This window comes from Halosolutus halophilus (assembly GCF_022869805.1).
GTDB classification, from domain to species: Archaea; Halobacteriota; Halobacteria; order Halobacteriales; family Natrialbaceae; genus Halosolutus; species Halosolutus halophilus.
In genome coordinates, this window is sequence record NZ_CP094974.1 from 4,908,752 (window position 1) to 4,925,062 (window position 16,311).

Consider the following 16,311-nt stretch of genomic DNA (forward strand, 5'->3'; position numbering starts at 1 on the left):
GCGATCGATCGGTTCACAGCGCGGACGGGTGAGGGCGGATCGAAACAGCCACGCGATTCGGTTCCCACTCTCGGGCGAGTCTTCCTATCCCGGCCGTCGACACGCATCTGCGCCTCGGGCCTTGTTTAGACGCCCCTGAATGGACGAGTCAGGAGTCCCTTCGTCTAACCAGAATACGGTGGTGACCACCTCACGGTCCAGTTTCGTATGTAGAGAACAACGCGTGAGAGCCGATTGTTTCCGCATCTAAACACGGCCTGCGCCTCGTATTCAGCGCGGTCTTCTGAGTCTCCGTACGACGATCCGTTCCTCGAAACGGCTCGTCCTGGAGGAGTAGACGATGGCGACCGCGTGCGAGTCGAACGGAAATTTACACGTACCCGGCATCAATCTTGAGCGGCCGACCGGTTACGTACGACGCATCATCACTCGCGAGGAACGCGACGCAACTGGCTACCTCCTCCGGCTCACCCCATCGATCGAACGCCGTTCGAAGCGGCGCCTGTTCTCTCATTTCGTCGGTAAACCATGTCCGCGTCATGCTCGTATCGATCAGTCCCGGACAGATGGCATTGACTCGGATCCCGTGTTCACCGAGTTCTGCTGCGATTGATCGGGTGAAATGCAAAACTGCCGCTTTCGTGAGGCCGTACGTGGTTATTTCGGACGGAAGCCAGCCCGCCATCGATGACGTGTTGATGATGGATCCACTCTCCTGATCTTTCATGATTGGCAACACGGCATGGCAGCCGTTCCAAACGCCCATGATATTGACGTCGATCAACTCAGCAACGTGTTCAGGGTCGGTTTCTTCGAAGTTCTGCATTTCGCCGATGCCTGCATTGTTGAATAGAACGTCGACCGACCCGAACCCTTCAGCAGTTTCGATCAGCGCGTCCTCGAAGTCGTCGTAGTCCTGGACGTCGAGTTCTCGGAAATACGCGTCGCCGTCCGCGTCTTCCGCCGCTGTGATCTTCTCGACCGTTTCTTCGCCACCCTTTCGATCGATATCGGCCACGCAAACGTCGACGCCCTCTTCGGCGAGTCGAATGGCCGTCGCGCGGCCGATTCCCGATGCACCACCGGTAACGAAGCCGCTTTTATGCGCTAATCCACGCATACGTTTCCTTCCCACAAACTAACATATAGCATTTATCGCCGGGAGTGTACGTGGATCGCCTCGGTTGAGAGCCCGTGTCCGAAGAGAAGTAGATTAGAACACGGACTCGATCCCAGCTTTGATACGCTCGGTCCCCGGGATCACTTCGGTCTCGAGTGTCGGACTGACCGGAATAGGTACATCCTTCACACCGATCGTCTTCGGCGGTGCATCGAAGCTGAAGAAGTGATTTTCGACGATTTCGTTCGCGATGTGACTTTGCGTGCCGTAGCGTTCGACGGTTTCGTCGACGACGACGAGTCGCCCCGTCTTCTCGACGCTTTCGGCGATCGTCTCGGTATCCAGGGGCGCGAACGTGCGTGGATTGATGAGTTCGACGTTGACGTCGAGATCAGCGGCAGCTTCTTTCGCCCGATGGAACATAACCTGGGTGGCTACGACAGTGACATCTTCGCCTTCTTCTTCGACGACTGCTTCGCCGAGCGGAAGCGTGTACTCCTCGTCTGGAACTTCGCCCTGCGTCTCGACGAGCGCTTTGTGTGGCAGGTAGAACACCGGATTATCGTCCCGAATGGCGCTTTTGAGCAGCCCCTTCGCGTCGTACGGCGTCGTCGCGGTGACGACGACCCACCCCGGCACGTTGCCGAGCCACGAGTGGACGGACTGCGAGTGTTGCGCGCCCGCACCGATCCCCGCGCCGGACGGGGCGAAGATCGTCAGCGGCACTTCGAGACTGCCACCGCTGACGTACGGCTGTTTCGGGATCTGATTGAAGATCTCGTCGCCGGCGGTCGCCGCGAAGTCGGCGAACTGTAGTTCCGCGACGGGCCGGATGCCGCCGACCGCGGCACCCAGTGCCATCCCCGCGATTCCGATCTCCGCGAGCGGCGTGTTCCGAACTCGATCGTCATCGTACTTTTCGTGGAGGCCCGCCGTTTCGCCGAAGTTACCGCCGAAGTCCTCGACGTCTTCGCCGAAGAGGATGACGTCGTCGTCCCGATCCATTTCCTCGTCGATCGCCTCCGCAACCGCCTCGATGTACGTGATCTCTCGGGTCATTCCTGCTCACCCTGGCCGTAGAGGGGGGTCTTGTAGACGTGTTCGTAGGCCGCTTCCGGTTCCGGGTCGGGACTCTCGCGGGCGTACTCGACAGCCTCCTGGACCTCGCGCTCGATGGTGTCGATTATGTCCTCGATCTCGCTCTCGCTCACCACGCCCGCTTCGAGAACCCGCTCTCGATAGTTCTTGACCGGGTCTTTTTCTTCGAGCGCCCGCTCGAGTTCCTCCTCGTCACGGTAGGTCTCTTTGTCGCCCTCGAAATGGGGGTTGAGCCTGGCGACCCGGCTTTCGATGACCGTCGGCCCGCCGCCGTCGCGGGCCCGGTCGATGGCTTCGGAGACGGTGTGGTACACCGTCTCCACGTCACTTCCGTCGATACTCTCGGTGGGGATGTTAACCGGATCTCCGTAGTCGGAGAGTCGGTCCGGCGGTAACGACTCGGATGGCGTCGATATCGCCCACCCGTTGTTCTCGATAATGAACACGACGGGAAGGTCCCAGTATGCGGCGAAGATGAGTGCCGTGTGGAACGATCCGCGACTCGTCCCGCCATCACCGATAGTCGTCACTGCCACGTTGTCCGTTCCCTTCATCTCCTCCGCCAGTGCGAGTCCGACCGCAGGATTCTGCCCGGAACCGATCGTCGCGGCGTGGCCGTACAGTTTCCGATCGACCTTGGAGACGTGCATCTGACCGCCGTGTCCCTTGTTCGATCCCCCAGTTCGACCGTAGAGTTCCGCCATGATCTCGCCGAGCGGGACACCTTTAACGATGTACTGTCCGACGAGTCGTGCACCGCCGACGGCCAGCCAGTCGTCGTCTCGCATTGCCGCCGCCATTCCGGCGTGAGAACCCTCGTGCCCCCGATCGAGGTGGACGAATCCGGGAATTTCGCCTTCCTCGTATCGAGCCTTCGTCTCCTCTTCGAATATCTTGATTCGAAGCATCTCCTGGAGGAGATGCTTGGCCATTTCATCATCTACGCTGACGTCATGTGTCATATGACACCACGTAACGAGAATCCCATAGTGTTAGTCATAAAACTATCCCAGAGTGGGAAATAGACGAGAATCTACTGCTCGTCTCGGGTGTAATCCGTAAGAACGGTCAGAAAATTACGGGCGCCAGGTAGTTTTATATCGAAAGATATTGCGAATGGGGCCATGCGATTAGTTAACAATCATGCTATCGTGACGGGTGGTGCGCAAGGCATCGGACGCGGGATCGCCGAGGAGCTCATGGAGCACGGGGCGTCGGTCGTTCTTGCTGACATCGACGAGGAGGGTGCCCGCGAAACGAGCGAAGAACTCACCGAGACGTACGACGGAGAGGCGATCGCTATTCGCTGTGATGTGACGGATTCGGAGACCGTCGACCGAATGGTCGATCGATCCGTCGACCAGTTCGGTGAGATCGGGATTCTCGTCAACAACGCCGGTGCGGCAGACCTGGCCCGGACCTGGGAAATGCCCGAATCCGAGTGGCGGCAGACGGTCGACGTCTGTCTGAACGGCCCGTTCCTGTGCACGAAAGCGGTCCTCAATCACGTTCTCGACGCAGGTCACGATGGAGCGATCGTCAACGTGAGTTCGCTGAACTACAGCGCCGCTACCGACGGCTTACCCCACTATTCGGCTGCGAAGGCCGGCGTAAGTCAGTTCACAAAAGTCGTCGCGGCAGAGGCCGGCCGTCACGGAATTCGGGTCAACGCCGTCGCACCAGGGTCTACGCGAACACCGATGACCGAAGAAAACGGGCTTCTCGAGGGCAAGATCGGCGAGGAGTTCCTCGACCGAACGGTACTCGAGAGACGGTTCGGCGAACCGGGGGACGTCGCGAACGTAGTCGCATTTCTCTGCTCCGAGTATGCACAATGGGTGACCGGGGAGACGATCTATGTCGACGGCGGACAGCACATCCGCGGTCTCCACAGCTACTGGGATACGCTCGACGAGATGGGAGCGTTCGAGGACTGACGCTCCCACACTTGGGCACTTACTATCCCAGCGCGGGAATCCTCGCTTTTCAGGATAGGGAGGATGTCAAGGTTCCACGAGGATCTTGACGTCGGTACTCTCCGGATCGATCAGCGATTCGAACGCGTCGTCGACGTCTTCCAGCGGCACTTCTCCAGTGACAAGTTTCTCGGGAGAGAGACGACCATCGGCCATCATCGAGAGCGTCATCGGGAACTCGTCCACGTACGCGAACGCCCCCGTAACGGTTCGTTCCGCCTGCATGATGTCGTTCGGATGGATGGACGCGTTCTCCTCGAAGACGCTCACGACGACCACCGTTCCGTCGTATTTCGTCGATCGCATCGACTGCGTCAACGTCTCGCTGACGCCGGCGACCTCGAAGGCGACATCGACGCCGCCATCGGAGATTTCGGTAAACCGATCGATCGGTTCCTCTTCCTGCGGATCGACGACCATACTTGCGCCGAGATCGGCCGCGATTTCTCGTCTCGCTTCTCGGGGTTCACTAACCAGCACGCGATTCGCCCCGGCAGCAATCGCGGCGTCGACGATGCCGAGTCCGATCGGGCCAGCACCGAAGACGGCGACGTCGTCACCCATCTGCAGGTCCGACCGTCGGACAGCGTGAACGGAGACGCTCATCGGTTCGGCCAGTGCGGCGTGTCGAAGCGGCACGGAATCGGGAACTGGGACCGCAGCCTCGGCTGGAACGACGATCGACTCGGCGAACCCGGCACTATCCACTACCGCGCCGTCGTACGCGGTACAGAGCTGCACTTTCCCCTCGCGGCAGTACTGACACTCTCCACAGGACAGGAGGATGTTCAGCGCGACGTCATCGCCGACGGAGACGTCTTCGACACCCTCCCCGACCGTTGTCACCGTTCCGGCGATCTCGTGTCCCATATTCTTCGGGAGTTGTTCGTCCCACTCCGATTCCCGAATGTGGTGATCCTGATCCTCCGCACGGATCGGCACCGGACCAATCTTGTACTCGTGAACGTCCGATCCACAGATCCCCGTGTAGGCGATATCAACTTCGACCATTCCAGGTTCCAACCCTGGTTCGTCGATATCGATCACTCTGAGATCGTGCGGTTCGTACAATCTGGCAGCCTTCATGCCAGTGTTGTCATACTACAATCTAGTGGATATAGTTTACTTCACCATCGAAACTGTGAATACCAATTCGGAGAGCTGATGTATCGCGTCTCGACGATTCGATGTATAAGGTGTCTGGATCAGATTTAATTGGTCAAACCATATTCATAGCTGTATGGTAACTATCGTCAGGATCCCGAAACTGGGATTGAGCGAGTACGGCGAACTGGTCTCGTGGGAAGTCGAGCGTGGTCACCAGGTCTCGGAGGGGGATGTCGTCGCCGTGCTCGAGTCAGACAAGGCAAGCGCCGAGATCGAGTCGCCGGCGGATGGCACCTTACTGCAAACGTACGTCGAGGAAGGGGAAGAGATTTCCATCGAAGTCGGAAAGCCGCTCGCAGTCGTCGGCGAAGAAGGAGAGACGCCGCCATCGCTCACGGACATCGAAGACGAGAGCGAACCGTCGACAGAGGGCGCGTCAACAGTCGCTTCCGAACGGGGGTCCGAACCGGCAAGCGAAACGGATTCGTCACCAGACATCACGGCTACGCCGCGTGCGAAACGACGAGCGCGCGAGGCGGACGTCGATCTGAGCGAAATCGAGGGCACCGGTCCACAAGGCGCAATCTCCGAAGACGACGTCGAAGAGCACTTGACGGCGATGGAAAGCGAGCAGCCGCCGGAACCCGTGGACGAACCAGATCTCACGGTCGTCGAATCGACGGAGCTGACCGGAACGCGAAAAGTTATCGCTGACAGGCTCAGTCGGAGCGCACGGGAGAAACCACACGTTATGGGAACTCGAGAGATTCCCATCGAACAACTCGAAACGTTTCGCGACCAACTTACGGATCGATTCGACGTCGAGGTATCGCTGAACGATCTGCTGGTATCTCTGGTAGGGCAGGTACTCGAAGATCTTCCCGAATTCAACGCTCACTTCGAAGACGGAGAACACAAGCTCATCGACGAAGTGAACGTCGGGTACGCCGTCGACGGAGAGCGGGGGCTTGTCGTTCCGGTGATTAGAACGGTGACCGATCGTTCCCTTCCGGAACTCGCCGAGCATCGCCACAATCTCGTTCAGCGGGTTCTGGAAGGCGATCATACCCCCGAAGATCTTCGAGGAGGAACGTTCACCGTCACGAACGTCGGCGTTTTCGACATAGACATTTCGTACTCCATAATCAATCCGCCGGAGGTTGCGATCCTCGCGCTCGGCCGGCGGAAATACGCGCCGGTCGAACGCGACGGATCCGTCGGTTTCGAGAAGGTGATCACCATGAGTCTGACTATTGACCATCGCGTTCTCGACGGAGCGGATTCCGGTCGGTTCTTGGAACGACTCACGGAGTACGTCGAAGAACCGGAGGCGGTTTTTGACACAAACCTTGTGGAATAGCCATCTATTGTTCTTTGCGATGGCTGGAATCCGATTGACTGGCGGCTGAATCACACGGCAGAACAGGAAAGGGAACACTCATCGCGATCCAGAAGAGGACGAAATCCTATCACGAGAACCCATCTAACGGTGTCGGATAATTCTTCAGGCGCTTGTAATTAGAAGAGTCAGACAGCGAGAGTTTGTGTGTCGCTCTTGAGTCACTCGATCTGTTGTCCATAGTCAAACCGGCTACTTCATCCGAACCGTCCCCTTCCCATAGGTATCCGAGACTCTGCTTCGAAACGGTCCCCGTGAGTCGAAACGAGAATCGCACCCGGGTAGAGCGACTGCTGCGTCTCGCAGACGAATTGGAGGTCCAGGATCCGAACCTCGACGAGTTACTCAAGGCAGCCACCGTTACCAGCAGCCAGTCGCTCACAGAGGATGCACTCCAGATTTTCGCAGTGAAAGCGGCGGAGCAGCAGATCTATCCCTTTCCCGAGGACGGACACCCAGCTTCGATTCAGTTGGGGACGACTCCTCAGCAGCGCCCTGTCGGTATCAGTCCTGATGACCTCACCAAGCACCTCCTCGCAGTCGGGCAGTCCGGTGCGGGAAAGACCACGTTCTTCTACAACCTGATGTGCCAACTCGAGGTGCCGTTCTGGAGTTTCGACCTGAAGCAGGACTACCGCCACCTCATCCACGAGTGGGATGACCTCCTGTGTTGCCGTGGTCGGAGTTGAAGTTCAACCCGTTGAAGCCGCCAGAGGGAGTTCCTCCGCTGCGCTGGGCACAGGTCTCCGCCGAAATCTTCGGTCACGCGACGGCGCTGCTGTCCGGTTCCAAGAACTACCTGCTGAAGCACGTGGTCATGCTTTACAAGCTCTACGACCTGTTCAACGACCGGTCGCCACCGTACCCGAGCCTCCACGAACTCGAACTCCTGATCTGGGACGAGAACATCAACTATGTCCGGAAGACGTCGAACTATCGCGACACCGTCCTCAACCGATTGGACGCGATGAACCTTGTAGCGGGTACTGTCTTCGACTGCAGCCACGGCCCTGCCTTGGACACGCTGCTCGATCGGAACATCGTGTTCGAGTTCGACGGCCTCAACCGCGATCTCCAGAACTTCCTGATGGAGATCCTGTTCGCGTCCGTCTACGAGTACCGGTTGGCGCAGAACCAGCGAGATACTGGACTCGAACACGTCTTCTTCCTCGACGAGGGAAAGCAGGTGTTCTCCGTCTACAAGGAACGCCAGGACGCCGCGGGGATCCCTGAAATCGATCAACTGACCGCGAAGATGCGTGAGTTCGGTGAAGGACTCGTCGTCGCGGATCAGGAAGCGTCGAAACTCACCGACTCGATCAAGGCCAACACTGCGACCAAAGTCTTGTTGCCGATCGGCGATCAGAAACAGTTTCGTGCGATTGTGGACTCGATATCGCTGTCCGACCGCCAGCAAGCGTTCGCACGACGGCTCGAGGTTGGAGAGGCGATCGTACAGGTCGGGAACAGGGATCCGATTCCAGTGTACCTCCGGAAATACAGCGTAGAGAAGACGATTTCCGATCAGGAACTGGAGAACCACCAACGCAGAGCGTGGCAGCAACTCGCCCACGAACCGCGTGAAATCACACCCCGGTTAGATTACATGCTCAGCGGTGGCCGGACGGGCGATCGGACCAGGTCGGAGTCCAGCAACGATCACGGTGATGAGGGGGTGTCCAGAGACGCTGAACTCCTCCTCGAAGACGTGGTCGATCACCCGTTCAAGCCGTTGCTCGAGCAATACCAGCAGTTTCCGAGCCGGTATAAGGAAAACAAGCTGAAGAACGAACTCGTCGACCACGGCCTCGTCATCGAGAGAAAGGTCAAAGGTGGGGACCAACGGAAGTTACTGGAACTCACCCAGCAAGGTCGGGTATACGTCGAAGACAATCTCGACGTCAACCCGCAGTTCGAGGGACGAGGCGGTATCGTCCATCGGTACTGGCAACACCGGATCAGAGAACGGTTCGAAGAGGCAGGCTGGCCGGCCGAGCTTGAACGTGATGATGCGGATGTCTACGTCAGCACGGGAAACACAGACCTGGCAGTCGAGGTCGCGATGGAAAACAATCCACGGGAACTGGAACACGTGGAAAAACACCTCGAGAACGACGCCGCGGTCTGGATCGTCTGTCGAACCGAGATCGTCAAAAAAGACTCCGACAACGGATAGCGGAACGGGACATCCAGAGTGACCAGATCGCGCTTCACCTGGTTCAGGACTTCAGCGAAACTAAGACACTTCCCGAATAGCCACTCACCGAGGGTGTCATAGAACTAATTACAGCGGTTTGATTTGCCCGCGATTCGAGGAATCCAACAGGAGATTGAGCGTGCTTGTTGATCGCCGCATTCCTACCAGTTGGAGAGAGTGTTCGTAACCTCGTGCAAGATACAAGGCGTATATACAGCATAAACTGCGAGTGATTTGATCGTAGAATATTTTCGGCGCAAGTAGATTTGAATAACAACGTTCCATTAGAAAGGCGTTGAATCCAGTGACCAATCGATGGCTTTGGTTCCGTAGGCGGCGCCGATTCGATACGATCCTTGAAGTACACGAGTTCCTTGTTCGTGTGGTCGTAGAGTTTCGCCTTCCCGCTGAGGACGGTCGTGAACATCCACTTCAACGCTCGGCCACGACGGGTGTTCGGGAAATCCATCCAGACGGCGTGTGACATCCGCGTTCCGTCTTCGGTCTCCTCCAGTCGAATGGTGCCACCTTCGGGAATCCGAACGGTGATGAGCCCGCGAAGGAGCGGATAGTACGCCGTTCCCGTCCAGACTGCCACGTTCGGATAGTCGATGTAAGGGAAGCGACCGTGCAGGTCGGCGTACATCCCGGCGACCTCTTCGGCCTGGTGGAACGTCGCGCCCTCACGGGGGCGGTTATCGGGCGTGTCGTATTCGAGCCCGTAGTGTTCCTCGGGGTTCGACGCCGTCCAGTGGACCGGGTCAGTCACGTACTCCCAGATCTCTTCGGGACTGGCGTCGATGACGATTTCCGCTCTGTCGGTGACGTACATGGTAGCGTCTCCAATCTCACTCCGCTCTCATCGTGCGAACGCGTTGTACAACCACGCGAAGGCGTACACGAGAACGAAACTAATGACAGCTGCCTCTACCATGCCCGCCACGGTCCCGACGACGGTCGGTTCGAAGAACAGGTGCCACTGTTCCATCGCTTCGACTGCACCCTCATAGACACCGATCGCTCCGAACACACCGAGCAGGAGCATCACGACGGCGGAGAGTACAGCTGCAGCTCCGGCGAGCGCCAGCGCGTCGAGGTGCATCCCACTGGCGGTGGAGTCCATTTCGTACGCATCTTGGTTTGTGGTAGTAGTGCTCATGACTAGAGATACGCTCGACTCCTTCATACGGATTTCTCTTACAAATCGAAAGGGAGGGCTGCTCTATTAGCACGGCACGAGATTATCGCGGGAGGAAACAGCGGACAACGCCCATATCCGTGTGACCGGTCCGTCAGGAGAACAAGCAGTAACCACCGACTGGAGCCAGTGACACGCAGAACTGATGAGTCTGAACACGAATCTTGAACGGGTGACCACAGTTGATAGCAAGGATAGCTTTTGAATACAAGACCGACGCCGCCTACCCCTTCAGTTTCTTAAGAACAACTAACAAAACAGATGGCTGTGATAGTCTAGATCTGCAAGCCGCCCTTCTCGACGGAGTTCTCGAGTCGCCGCTGGATGAGGAACTTGCCCCGTTCGAACTCGAGCAGTCCATCGAGGGGGACGAGAAAGCGGAAAGCACGTTGACACAGCGCGAACTGGAGCGCGAACGCGATCTGGTGCAATTCTACTACGACAATCATAAGCACTGGTTTGCGCTCGAGTGTGCCCGCGAACTCTTCCTCAACCGGCTACTATATGAACAGCATGGCACGGATGTCGATTGGCTTGATGTGGAGGTCCGGACGGACGTTGCACGACAACTGGGTAAGTACGTACGGATCCAACGGGCGGACGGTGCACCGTCTCCGCCAGCGGCACTCCGACTCTGGGACACGTTCTCGCAGTACCGAAACGCGCACGCTCATGCTGGATTCAAGAAGATGCCTGCCCCCTCACACAGTGACGTGAAAGCCCAGAAAACGCATCCAGTTACTCTTTTTCTCCTGGACGTGCATCGTCGTGGCCTCGGTACGCCTGGCCAGTACCGTGACCCCGTCTGTGGAATGCGGACCGACGGGACCGACGACGATGGTCCGAGCGCATCCCACGAGGGAACGGCGTACTACTTCTGCTCTACCACCTGCCAGCGAACGTTCGAAGAAAATCCGACGGAGTTTGCCGATCAAAGTCCACAGGTAACAAGCCATGACCACGACCACTGAATACTCATCGATTATCTCCTGTGGGGAGATCGTGATCTCAGCTGCTAAATTCGTAATTGACACACCCGTCGAGCCCAAAATGACCGTATGAGTAGTCCGGTCTCGCAGCCAGGGGTCGTCATATGAACCGCCGTCGAGCGGATACCGTCGTTGGAGTGCTCCTCGGGTTCGTCCTCTTAGCCGGCGGGACACTCAGTTGGCGGGCCTATCAACAGCGTCGTGCCGTCGAACAGTCGATGGGTTCGATGATGGATTCGTCGATGGGGACAATGCACGGACCAGATCCACTCTGGTACGTGTTTGGGACGGTTCTCGTCGCAGCCGTTATCGGTGGCGTCTATTTCCTGGTTCGGGGGGAACTCACAGGTTCAGAGGAGACCGTCTATGTGGAGGGTGTCGATCTCGATCCGTCATCGTCGGAGGCGTCTGCGTCGATGGATAATGGGGACACGCAAGGGGAATCTATCAATCCTGAAGCGAACCCTGGGGCGCGTATTCTCGATCTCTTACCGGACGACGAACGACGCGTCCTAGAGCCTGTTCTGAATTCTCCCGGTATCACGCAGATTGAATTACGTGATCGGTCCGATTTCTCGAAAAGCAAAGTAAGCCAGACTGTGAGTTCTCTCGAAGAGCGCGGCTTGTTGTACCGGGAGCGGCAAGGTCGGACATATCGCATTTATCCGAGCGACGACCTTCGGCAACAACAACCGGGACAATAGTCTCGGGCTATCGGACGGTCGGAACCTTCGAATTCGGCGGGTATGAACGATCTTCGCGATACAAAACGTTTAGCAGCCGCTATAGACGTTCTCGAACGATCTCCTGTTTGGATTTACACCCACGGAGATAACTCCGGATCCCCCGTAGGACTACTTGAGGCGAAGGACAATGACCAACAAAAACCTCGGAAGGTGGCTGCTCGTGGTGCTTGCGATCGTCGGACTCGCGTTTGCAGCCCCGGTAGTCAGCGCACACGGTGACGAACCAACGCAAGGGAACGAGACGGCAGCTGACGGTGAAGCAGCGGACTGGTCGGCCTGGATGGAAGGCCACATGACCGACCACATGGGGCCAGATGCCGTTGACGAGATGGAATCACACATGGGCGTGACCGTCGATGAAATGGCCCAGGATATGGCGGACAACAATCACACCACCGCCGGGATGAACGGACAGGGACACGGCTGCTAACGATCCCCGTTCGATTTTCATTCGTTTAGCACGATAAACACTCGAATTACCCAACAAACGATCACGATGACACACTACACCAACACCCTCGGACGGACGACTCGTCGAATCGCCATGCTCGGCATTCCGCTGTTGGTTGCAGCAACAGGCACTGCAGCTGCTCACGGTGGCGGAGGCTACGGCGGTAGTATGATGGGTGGCGGCGGCTGGGGGCTATTCGGCGGTGGAATGGGCCTCTGGGGTCTCCTCTGGATGGGACTCCTGCTTGCCATCCCGCTCTACATCGCCTACAAGCTCCTCGATCGAGCGTCTGGAGAGAACGATACACGACCGCTATCGGTTCTCCGCGAGCGCTACGCCCGCGGTGAACTCACCGACGAGGAGTTCGAACAGCGACGAAAACAGCTCGAACAGTCCGGATGAACGAGCGAGAGGTAGTCTCGTCCAACACGATTCCCGCCCAACGGCTGCCGGGGCGGGACCAAACATTAACCCCGGCAACGGGGTATGAAATCCCATGGAATACACAATACAGACTTCAGTCACTGGTGAGTTTGACGACGTCGTCGACGCAACGAATGCTGCACTCAAAGATGAGGGATTCGGTGTCCTCTGTGACATCGATATCCAGGCGACACTTAAAGAGAAACTCGACGAAGAATTCCGTCAGTATCGGATCCTCGGTGCGTGTAATCCCCCGCTGGCATACGAAGGATTGACCGAAGAAATCGAACTCGGTGCGCTCTTACCCTGTAACGTCATCGTCTATGAGAATGATGATGGTGACATCGTAGTGAGTGCGGTTGACCCGGGGCAGTTGGTCGGGATCGCAGACAACGACGCGCTTGACTCCATCGCGACCGAGGTCACCGAGCGATTCGATCGTGTACTGGCAGCCGTTACAGACGAATTTGAACCCGTATCGGAGGCCTGACTTGCGATGTCTTCATCGGATCAACTAGACGCTACGACGATACTGCTTCTGATCCTCGGAGCAATCGTCGTCCTTCCCTTGCTCACGATGGGCATGGGATTCGGCGGGATGATGGGCCAGTATGGTAGTACAGGCGGGTGGTGGCCGTTCGTCGGGATGCTCATCCCGATCATCCTCCTCCTCGTGCTTATCGGCGGTGGCTACCTTGTCTTCCGGCGCATAAGCGAAACGCAGACGTCTCACAATCCCGCGATGGAGGAACTCCGTATGGCGTACGCCCGTGGCGATCTCACGGATGAAGAATTCGAAGCTCGACGTGACAAGCTCGAACGATCCGAGTGACCAGTCTCTAAACTATTTATCACTTGTTAGAAAATTCTGATATTTTTCTGGCATCCCGCACCCACATATTGACAACAGAAATACGATTCTCTAGTATCTGGACGAAACGAGTGCCGACTCGGCTGTTATTGAATACAAAATTGTTTTAGAGAGTCTCAACGCTTGCCTGTCGTGTCGCCAAACGCGTTTCGAATATGCTAACCGGCCAGTACGCCGCCAAAAGGGCGAATGCTTCGTATAGGATACGTACCGTTCGGTTGGCCTCTCCACGAAGTCCGAATCGGTTTCTTACAGCGGGGAGTTACTCACTGCGGTCGTACAATTGTCCTTCTCCATGTGATGAGGGCCGCCCAAGATGTCACGCGGTGCTATACGATCGCATAGATAACGACCAACACGACCGGAACGGCAAACAACGTGATTACGCTCACGATCGGTCGATCGCGTCGAGACGCCGCTGCGGCGTAGAACCCGGCGAAGACGGCGGCCATTCCGAGAAACCGCAACAGTACCATCAGGCGGAGCACAGCGGCACCGGACAGCAGTGTGGCCGAGATCGAGACTTCGCCCGCGAAGGAGGGTATGACAACTATATACCAAGCGTAACTCGCGATCCGCTGGGCGAAGACCCCCCAGACTGCGACGATGCCGAGTTCCAAGGCTGCCGCTGTCGGACGGTTGCGGACGTATGCGAGCGTTCCGACCACGATAGGCACCAGCGCGACTCGTACCAGTTCGGCCGGTGGGACCGTGGATCGCACCAGTACGAACGTCTGCACGGCCAGCCCGATCACGACGATACCTCCCAGCAAGCCAGCAAACGTGAGCCTGTCCCAGTCGGCGACCGACGAGCGAGACAATGGAGAAGTGGGCATATCACACCAACTTGGAGATATTATAAGTATTTTATGATTATAAATTCGTGAAGGAAATAGGCTGTTGACGCCGTCACTCAGGCATCCAGTTCGTCGGACGGGTGATCAGTGCGCATATCTACTGAACAGCTGATTCATTGACTTCGGGATGAAACAAACGCAGCCGTCGTGCTAAACTCATCCACTTTATGCAGCACGGTACTTCTGACGGCATTGGGGTAGGTCGATCGATTTCTGCTGAACAGACGGCGCAAGTCTGTCAGTGTCTCGTCGATAAAGGACGTTACCGAGCCCTGTTGCGCTACAGCTCATCCGCCGGCAAGGTGCTGGCGGAGCCGGATAACACGGGTCCAGAACATCGGGCTGGAGACGCGGACACCGAACCAGAAGCTAAATCCATCCTCCACATGTTCCACGCCACTTTCGACAGCTACTCGGTAGTTTGGACAGAGTCTGCTGTGAATACAGCGCGCGGGCCACGTTTAGACGCCGCTCAGTTGCCGTCTCGACCGGGATTATGTGGCGTTGAGTGAGGAAGCGGCGAGTATGCCGTCTCAACTCGCCCGCTTCACCGACCGATGTGTCGATTTGTCCCAGAACGCTGTTACTGGCGAGCCAGCACCGGTGATCGAGAAGGGTGACGGCGGCTACGCTGACTGGGTGATCGTCTCGATCCACGGCCTTCGAGAGTACCTGAACCAGCCCTATCGACGGATGCTCGACATTCTGTACGAGATGCCCGGAATCGTCGCGAAACTCGGCCTTGCGGTGGATCAGCTACCGGACTTCACCACCGTCTGCACACGGAAACAGGATCTCAAAATGCGCGTCTGGCGAGTCTTGCTGCGGCTGTCTGTCTCACTACACGAACTCGGCGACGTTCAGGCGATCGGTGCAACCGGCTTCAAACGCCATCAAGCCAGCCGTCACTACGTTCTCCGCGTCGGCTACAACTTTGACGATATCGAGACGACAGCACTCGTCGATTGCGATACCAGTTCGATCCTCGACGTACACTGTTCGATGAAACATCCACACGACACACAAGTTGGACGGCAGGTACTGACGAGAAATCTCATCCAGCTCACCACGATTACCGCCGACAAAAGCTACGACTGGGACGCGCTGCGGCACAAACTCAGAAATGCTGGTATTCGCCCGGTGATTACACATCGTGAGTTCTATGGACTCGACAAGGCGCACAACGCTCGCCACGACGAGAACGTCTATCGCCGCCGCTCGATCGTCGAAGCGACCTTCTTCGCACTGACACATCGGTTCGGCGAGACGTTGCGGACCAGAACGTGGTTTGGCCAGTTCAGAGAACTCGTCCTAGAGGCCGCCGTCAGAAACATCGAGCAAGCTGTGAGGCTCTAACACCACTGATCTCACGCGTCTAAACAAGGCCCAGATAGGTTACGTAAATGTCAACGGGATTGCGATCGCTGAATAGCCAGGAATCGTACCGGTGTGTCAGAGCTCATCCTCGCCGTCAATCCGTAAGTGTCGAATACCGGGGCCGTAGCCCTGTTGCTCCGAAACATCTTCGTCGAGGGCGTCAACGAACGTCCGCATCTCTCCGAGTAACTCGTCCTCTCCTCTAACACCGCACCGGTGAATACCGATCGGACGAATCCGGCGATATCCGGGGCCGTCGATAGAATCCCACCGGCAGCGTATCCTCCCGTTTCGATCGACGTTCGGAAACCCGGTAAAATTCCGACGACCGATCCCGAATATCGATTCAACGTTTTCGCTGGCGATCAGCGCATCATTCGGGTAATCGAGATAAGAGGAAGGAGTGTTGTACACAAACATCACCCCCTTACTGTTCTATCAAAAGAGCTTCGCTAAGCGACCGCTCTGACGTGATTTCTCGCTTGGCCAGGACGGAGACAAC

18 protein-coding genes and 1 pseudogene are annotated in these 16,311 nt (G+C 57.2%); 11 read left to right on the top strand and 8 right to left on the bottom strand.

The genetic code is table 11. From position 1 onward, the window contains the following. Window positions 1–370 precede the first annotated feature (370 nt). From MUG98_RS24395 to MUG98_RS24405, 3 genes are all read right to left on the bottom strand, one after another. Window positions 371–1,120: an SDR family NAD(P)-dependent oxidoreductase gene (locus MUG98_RS24395; protein WP_265109991.1), complete on the bottom strand. Its 750-nt coding sequence runs from the start codon at window positions 1,118–1,120 to the stop codon at window positions 371–373. Window positions 1,121–1,213: 93 nt separating this feature from the next. Beyond that, window positions 1,214–2,179 carry an alpha-ketoacid dehydrogenase subunit beta gene (locus tag MUG98_RS24400; RefSeq protein WP_265109992.1) on the bottom strand — a complete coding sequence of 322 codons (966 nt, stop codon included), beginning with the start codon at window positions 2,177–2,179 and terminating at the stop codon, window positions 1,214–1,216. After that, window positions 2,176–3,180, bottom strand: coding sequence for a thiamine pyrophosphate-dependent dehydrogenase E1 component subunit alpha (locus MUG98_RS24405; protein WP_265109993.1), 1,005 nt, complete (start codon window positions 3,178–3,180; stop codon window positions 2,176–2,178). The genes MUG98_RS24400 and MUG98_RS24405 overlap by 4 nt, the downstream gene beginning before the upstream one ends. Before the next feature lie 162 nt (window positions 3,181–3,342). Here MUG98_RS24405 and MUG98_RS24410 point away from each other — a divergent pair, with 162 nt between their 5' ends. After that, the gene (locus MUG98_RS24410) at window positions 3,343–4,155 is read left to right on the top strand and encodes an SDR family NAD(P)-dependent oxidoreductase (protein ID WP_265109994.1); all 813 of its coding nucleotides are present in this window, start codon (window positions 3,343–3,345) and stop codon (window positions 4,153–4,155) included. 66 nt (window positions 4,156–4,221) lie between these two features. On the opposite strand, the gene MUG98_RS24415 is transcribed toward MUG98_RS24410, so the two are convergent. Then, complete coding sequence (locus MUG98_RS24415; RefSeq protein ID WP_265109995.1) at window positions 4,222–5,205, bottom strand: zinc-binding dehydrogenase; 984 nt, start codon at window positions 5,203–5,205, stop codon at window positions 4,222–4,224. Window positions 5,206–5,434: 229 nt separating this feature from the next. Here MUG98_RS24415 and MUG98_RS24420 point away from each other — a divergent pair, with 229 nt between their 5' ends. The 3 genes from MUG98_RS24420 to MUG98_RS24430 all read left to right on the top strand — a co-directional run bounded on the left by MUG98_RS24420 (window position 5,435) and on the right by MUG98_RS24430 (window position 8,876). Further along, window positions 5,435–6,661, top strand: a complete 1,227-nt coding sequence (locus MUG98_RS24420; RefSeq protein ID WP_265109996.1) for a dihydrolipoamide acetyltransferase family protein — start codon at window positions 5,435–5,437, stop codon at window positions 6,659–6,661. Between the two features lie 293 nt (window positions 6,662–6,954). Continuing rightward, on the top strand, window positions 6,955–7,389 hold the full coding sequence (locus MUG98_RS24425; RefSeq protein WP_265109997.1) for a hypothetical protein: 435 nt from the start codon (window positions 6,955–6,957) through the stop codon (window positions 7,387–7,389). Beyond that, entirely contained in the window at window positions 7,386–8,876 is a 1,491-nt protein-coding gene (locus MUG98_RS24430; protein ID WP_265109998.1) for an ATP-binding protein, read from the top strand. The genes MUG98_RS24425 and MUG98_RS24430 overlap by 4 nt, the downstream gene beginning before the upstream one ends. Window positions 8,877–8,919: 43 nt before the next feature. On the opposite strand, the gene MUG98_RS24435 is transcribed toward MUG98_RS24430, so the two are convergent. Beyond that, window positions 8,920–9,729 (bottom strand): SRPBCC family protein, encoded by an 810-nt coding sequence (locus MUG98_RS24435; protein ID WP_265109999.1) that lies wholly within the window; start codon window positions 9,727–9,729, stop codon window positions 8,920–8,922. A gap of 27 nt (window positions 9,730–9,756) precedes the next feature. After that, complete coding sequence (locus tag MUG98_RS24440) at window positions 9,757–10,056, bottom strand: hypothetical protein (protein WP_265110000.1); 300 nt, start codon at window positions 10,054–10,056, stop codon at window positions 9,757–9,759. Window positions 10,057–10,841: 785 nt separating this feature from the next. Between MUG98_RS24440 and MUG98_RS24445 the strand changes: the two are divergent. From MUG98_RS24445 to MUG98_RS24470, 6 genes and pseudogenes are all read left to right on the top strand, one after another. Next, window positions 10,842–11,066, top strand: a pseudogene (locus tag MUG98_RS24445) (YHS domain-containing protein); the annotation flags it as partial. 122 nt (window positions 11,067–11,188) lie between these two features. Beyond that, window positions 11,189–11,788: a helix-turn-helix transcriptional regulator gene (locus MUG98_RS24450; protein WP_265110001.1), complete on the top strand. Its 600-nt coding sequence runs from the start codon at window positions 11,189–11,191 to the stop codon at window positions 11,786–11,788. A 169-nt stretch (window positions 11,789–11,957) separates the two neighbouring features. Then, a complete protein-coding gene (locus MUG98_RS24455) occupies window positions 11,958–12,260 on the top strand; it encodes a hypothetical protein (protein ID WP_265110002.1) in 303 nt (100 codons plus the stop codon). Between the two features lie 66 nt (window positions 12,261–12,326). Next, window positions 12,327–12,683 carry an SHOCT domain-containing protein gene (locus MUG98_RS24460; RefSeq protein ID WP_265110003.1) on the top strand — a complete coding sequence of 119 codons (357 nt, stop codon included), beginning with the start codon at window positions 12,327–12,329 and terminating at the stop codon, window positions 12,681–12,683. A 94-nt stretch (window positions 12,684–12,777) separates the two neighbouring features. Further along, window positions 12,778–13,194: a DUF302 domain-containing protein gene (locus MUG98_RS24465; protein WP_265110004.1), complete on the top strand. Its 417-nt coding sequence runs from the start codon at window positions 12,778–12,780 to the stop codon at window positions 13,192–13,194. A gap of 6 nt (window positions 13,195–13,200) precedes the next feature. Then, on the top strand, window positions 13,201–13,536 hold the full coding sequence (locus tag MUG98_RS24470; protein ID WP_265110005.1) for an SHOCT domain-containing protein: 336 nt from the start codon (window positions 13,201–13,203) through the stop codon (window positions 13,534–13,536). A gap of 368 nt (window positions 13,537–13,904) precedes the next feature. Here the strand turns inward: MUG98_RS24470 and MUG98_RS24475 are convergent, their stop codons facing one another. Then, the gene (locus MUG98_RS24475; protein WP_265110006.1) at window positions 13,905–14,330 is read right to left on the bottom strand and encodes a hypothetical protein; all 426 of its coding nucleotides are present in this window, start codon (window positions 14,328–14,330) and stop codon (window positions 13,905–13,907) included. Between the two features lie 627 nt (window positions 14,331–14,957). On the opposite strand from MUG98_RS24475, the gene MUG98_RS24480 reads away from it, so the two are divergent. Next, the gene (locus MUG98_RS24480) at window positions 14,958–15,788 is read left to right on the top strand and encodes an IS5 family transposase (protein WP_265112520.1); all 831 of its coding nucleotides are present in this window, start codon (window positions 14,958–14,960) and stop codon (window positions 15,786–15,788) included. Window positions 15,789–15,884: 96 nt separating this feature from the next. Here MUG98_RS24480 and MUG98_RS24485 read toward each other — a convergent pair whose 3' ends face one another. Continuing rightward, window positions 15,885–16,223, bottom strand: coding sequence for a hypothetical protein (locus tag MUG98_RS24485; RefSeq protein ID WP_265110007.1), 339 nt, complete (start codon window positions 16,221–16,223; stop codon window positions 15,885–15,887). Window positions 16,224–16,311 lie beyond the last annotated feature (88 nt).

What these genes read in the sequence shown, in the direction of transcription:
- MUG98_RS24395 (WP_265109991.1), bottom strand. Translation starts at nt 1,120, where the DNA reads ATGCGTGGATTAGCGCATAAAAGCGGCTTCGTTACCGGTGGTGCATCG.
- MUG98_RS24400 (WP_265109992.1), bottom strand. Translation starts at nt 2,179, where the DNA reads ATGACCCGAGAGATCACGTACATCGAGGCGGTTGCGGAGGCGATCGAC.
- MUG98_RS24405 (WP_265109993.1), bottom strand. Translation starts at nt 3,180, where the DNA reads ATGACACATGACGTCAGCGTAGATGATGAAATGGCCAAGCATCTCCTC.
- MUG98_RS24410 (WP_265109994.1), top strand. Translation starts at nt 3,343, where the DNA reads ATGCGATTAGTTAACAATCATGCTATCGTGACGGGTGGTGCGCAAGGC.
- MUG98_RS24415 (WP_265109995.1), bottom strand. Translation starts at nt 5,205, where the DNA reads ATGGTCGAAGTTGATATCGCCTACACGGGGATCTGTGGATCGGACGTT.
- MUG98_RS24420 (WP_265109996.1), top strand. Translation starts at nt 5,435, where the DNA reads ATGGTAACTATCGTCAGGATCCCGAAACTGGGATTGAGCGAGTACGGC.
- MUG98_RS24435 (WP_265109999.1), bottom strand. Translation starts at nt 9,729, where the DNA reads ATGTACGTCACCGACAGAGCGGAAATCGTCATCGACGCCAGTCCCGAA.
- MUG98_RS24440 (WP_265110000.1), bottom strand. Translation starts at nt 10,056, where the DNA reads ATGAGCACTACTACCACAAACCAAGATGCGTACGAAATGGACTCCACC.
- MUG98_RS24450 (WP_265110001.1), top strand. Translation starts at nt 11,189, where the DNA reads ATGAACCGCCGTCGAGCGGATACCGTCGTTGGAGTGCTCCTCGGGTTC.
- MUG98_RS24455 (WP_265110002.1), top strand. Translation starts at nt 11,958, where the DNA reads ATGACCAACAAAAACCTCGGAAGGTGGCTGCTCGTGGTGCTTGCGATC.
- MUG98_RS24460 (WP_265110003.1), top strand. Translation starts at nt 12,327, where the DNA reads ATGACACACTACACCAACACCCTCGGACGGACGACTCGTCGAATCGCC.
- MUG98_RS24465 (WP_265110004.1), top strand. Translation starts at nt 12,778, where the DNA reads ATGGAATACACAATACAGACTTCAGTCACTGGTGAGTTTGACGACGTC.
- MUG98_RS24470 (WP_265110005.1), top strand. Translation starts at nt 13,201, where the DNA reads ATGTCTTCATCGGATCAACTAGACGCTACGACGATACTGCTTCTGATC.
- MUG98_RS24480 (WP_265112520.1), top strand. Translation starts at nt 14,958, where the DNA reads ATGCCGTCTCAACTCGCCCGCTTCACCGACCGATGTGTCGATTTGTCC.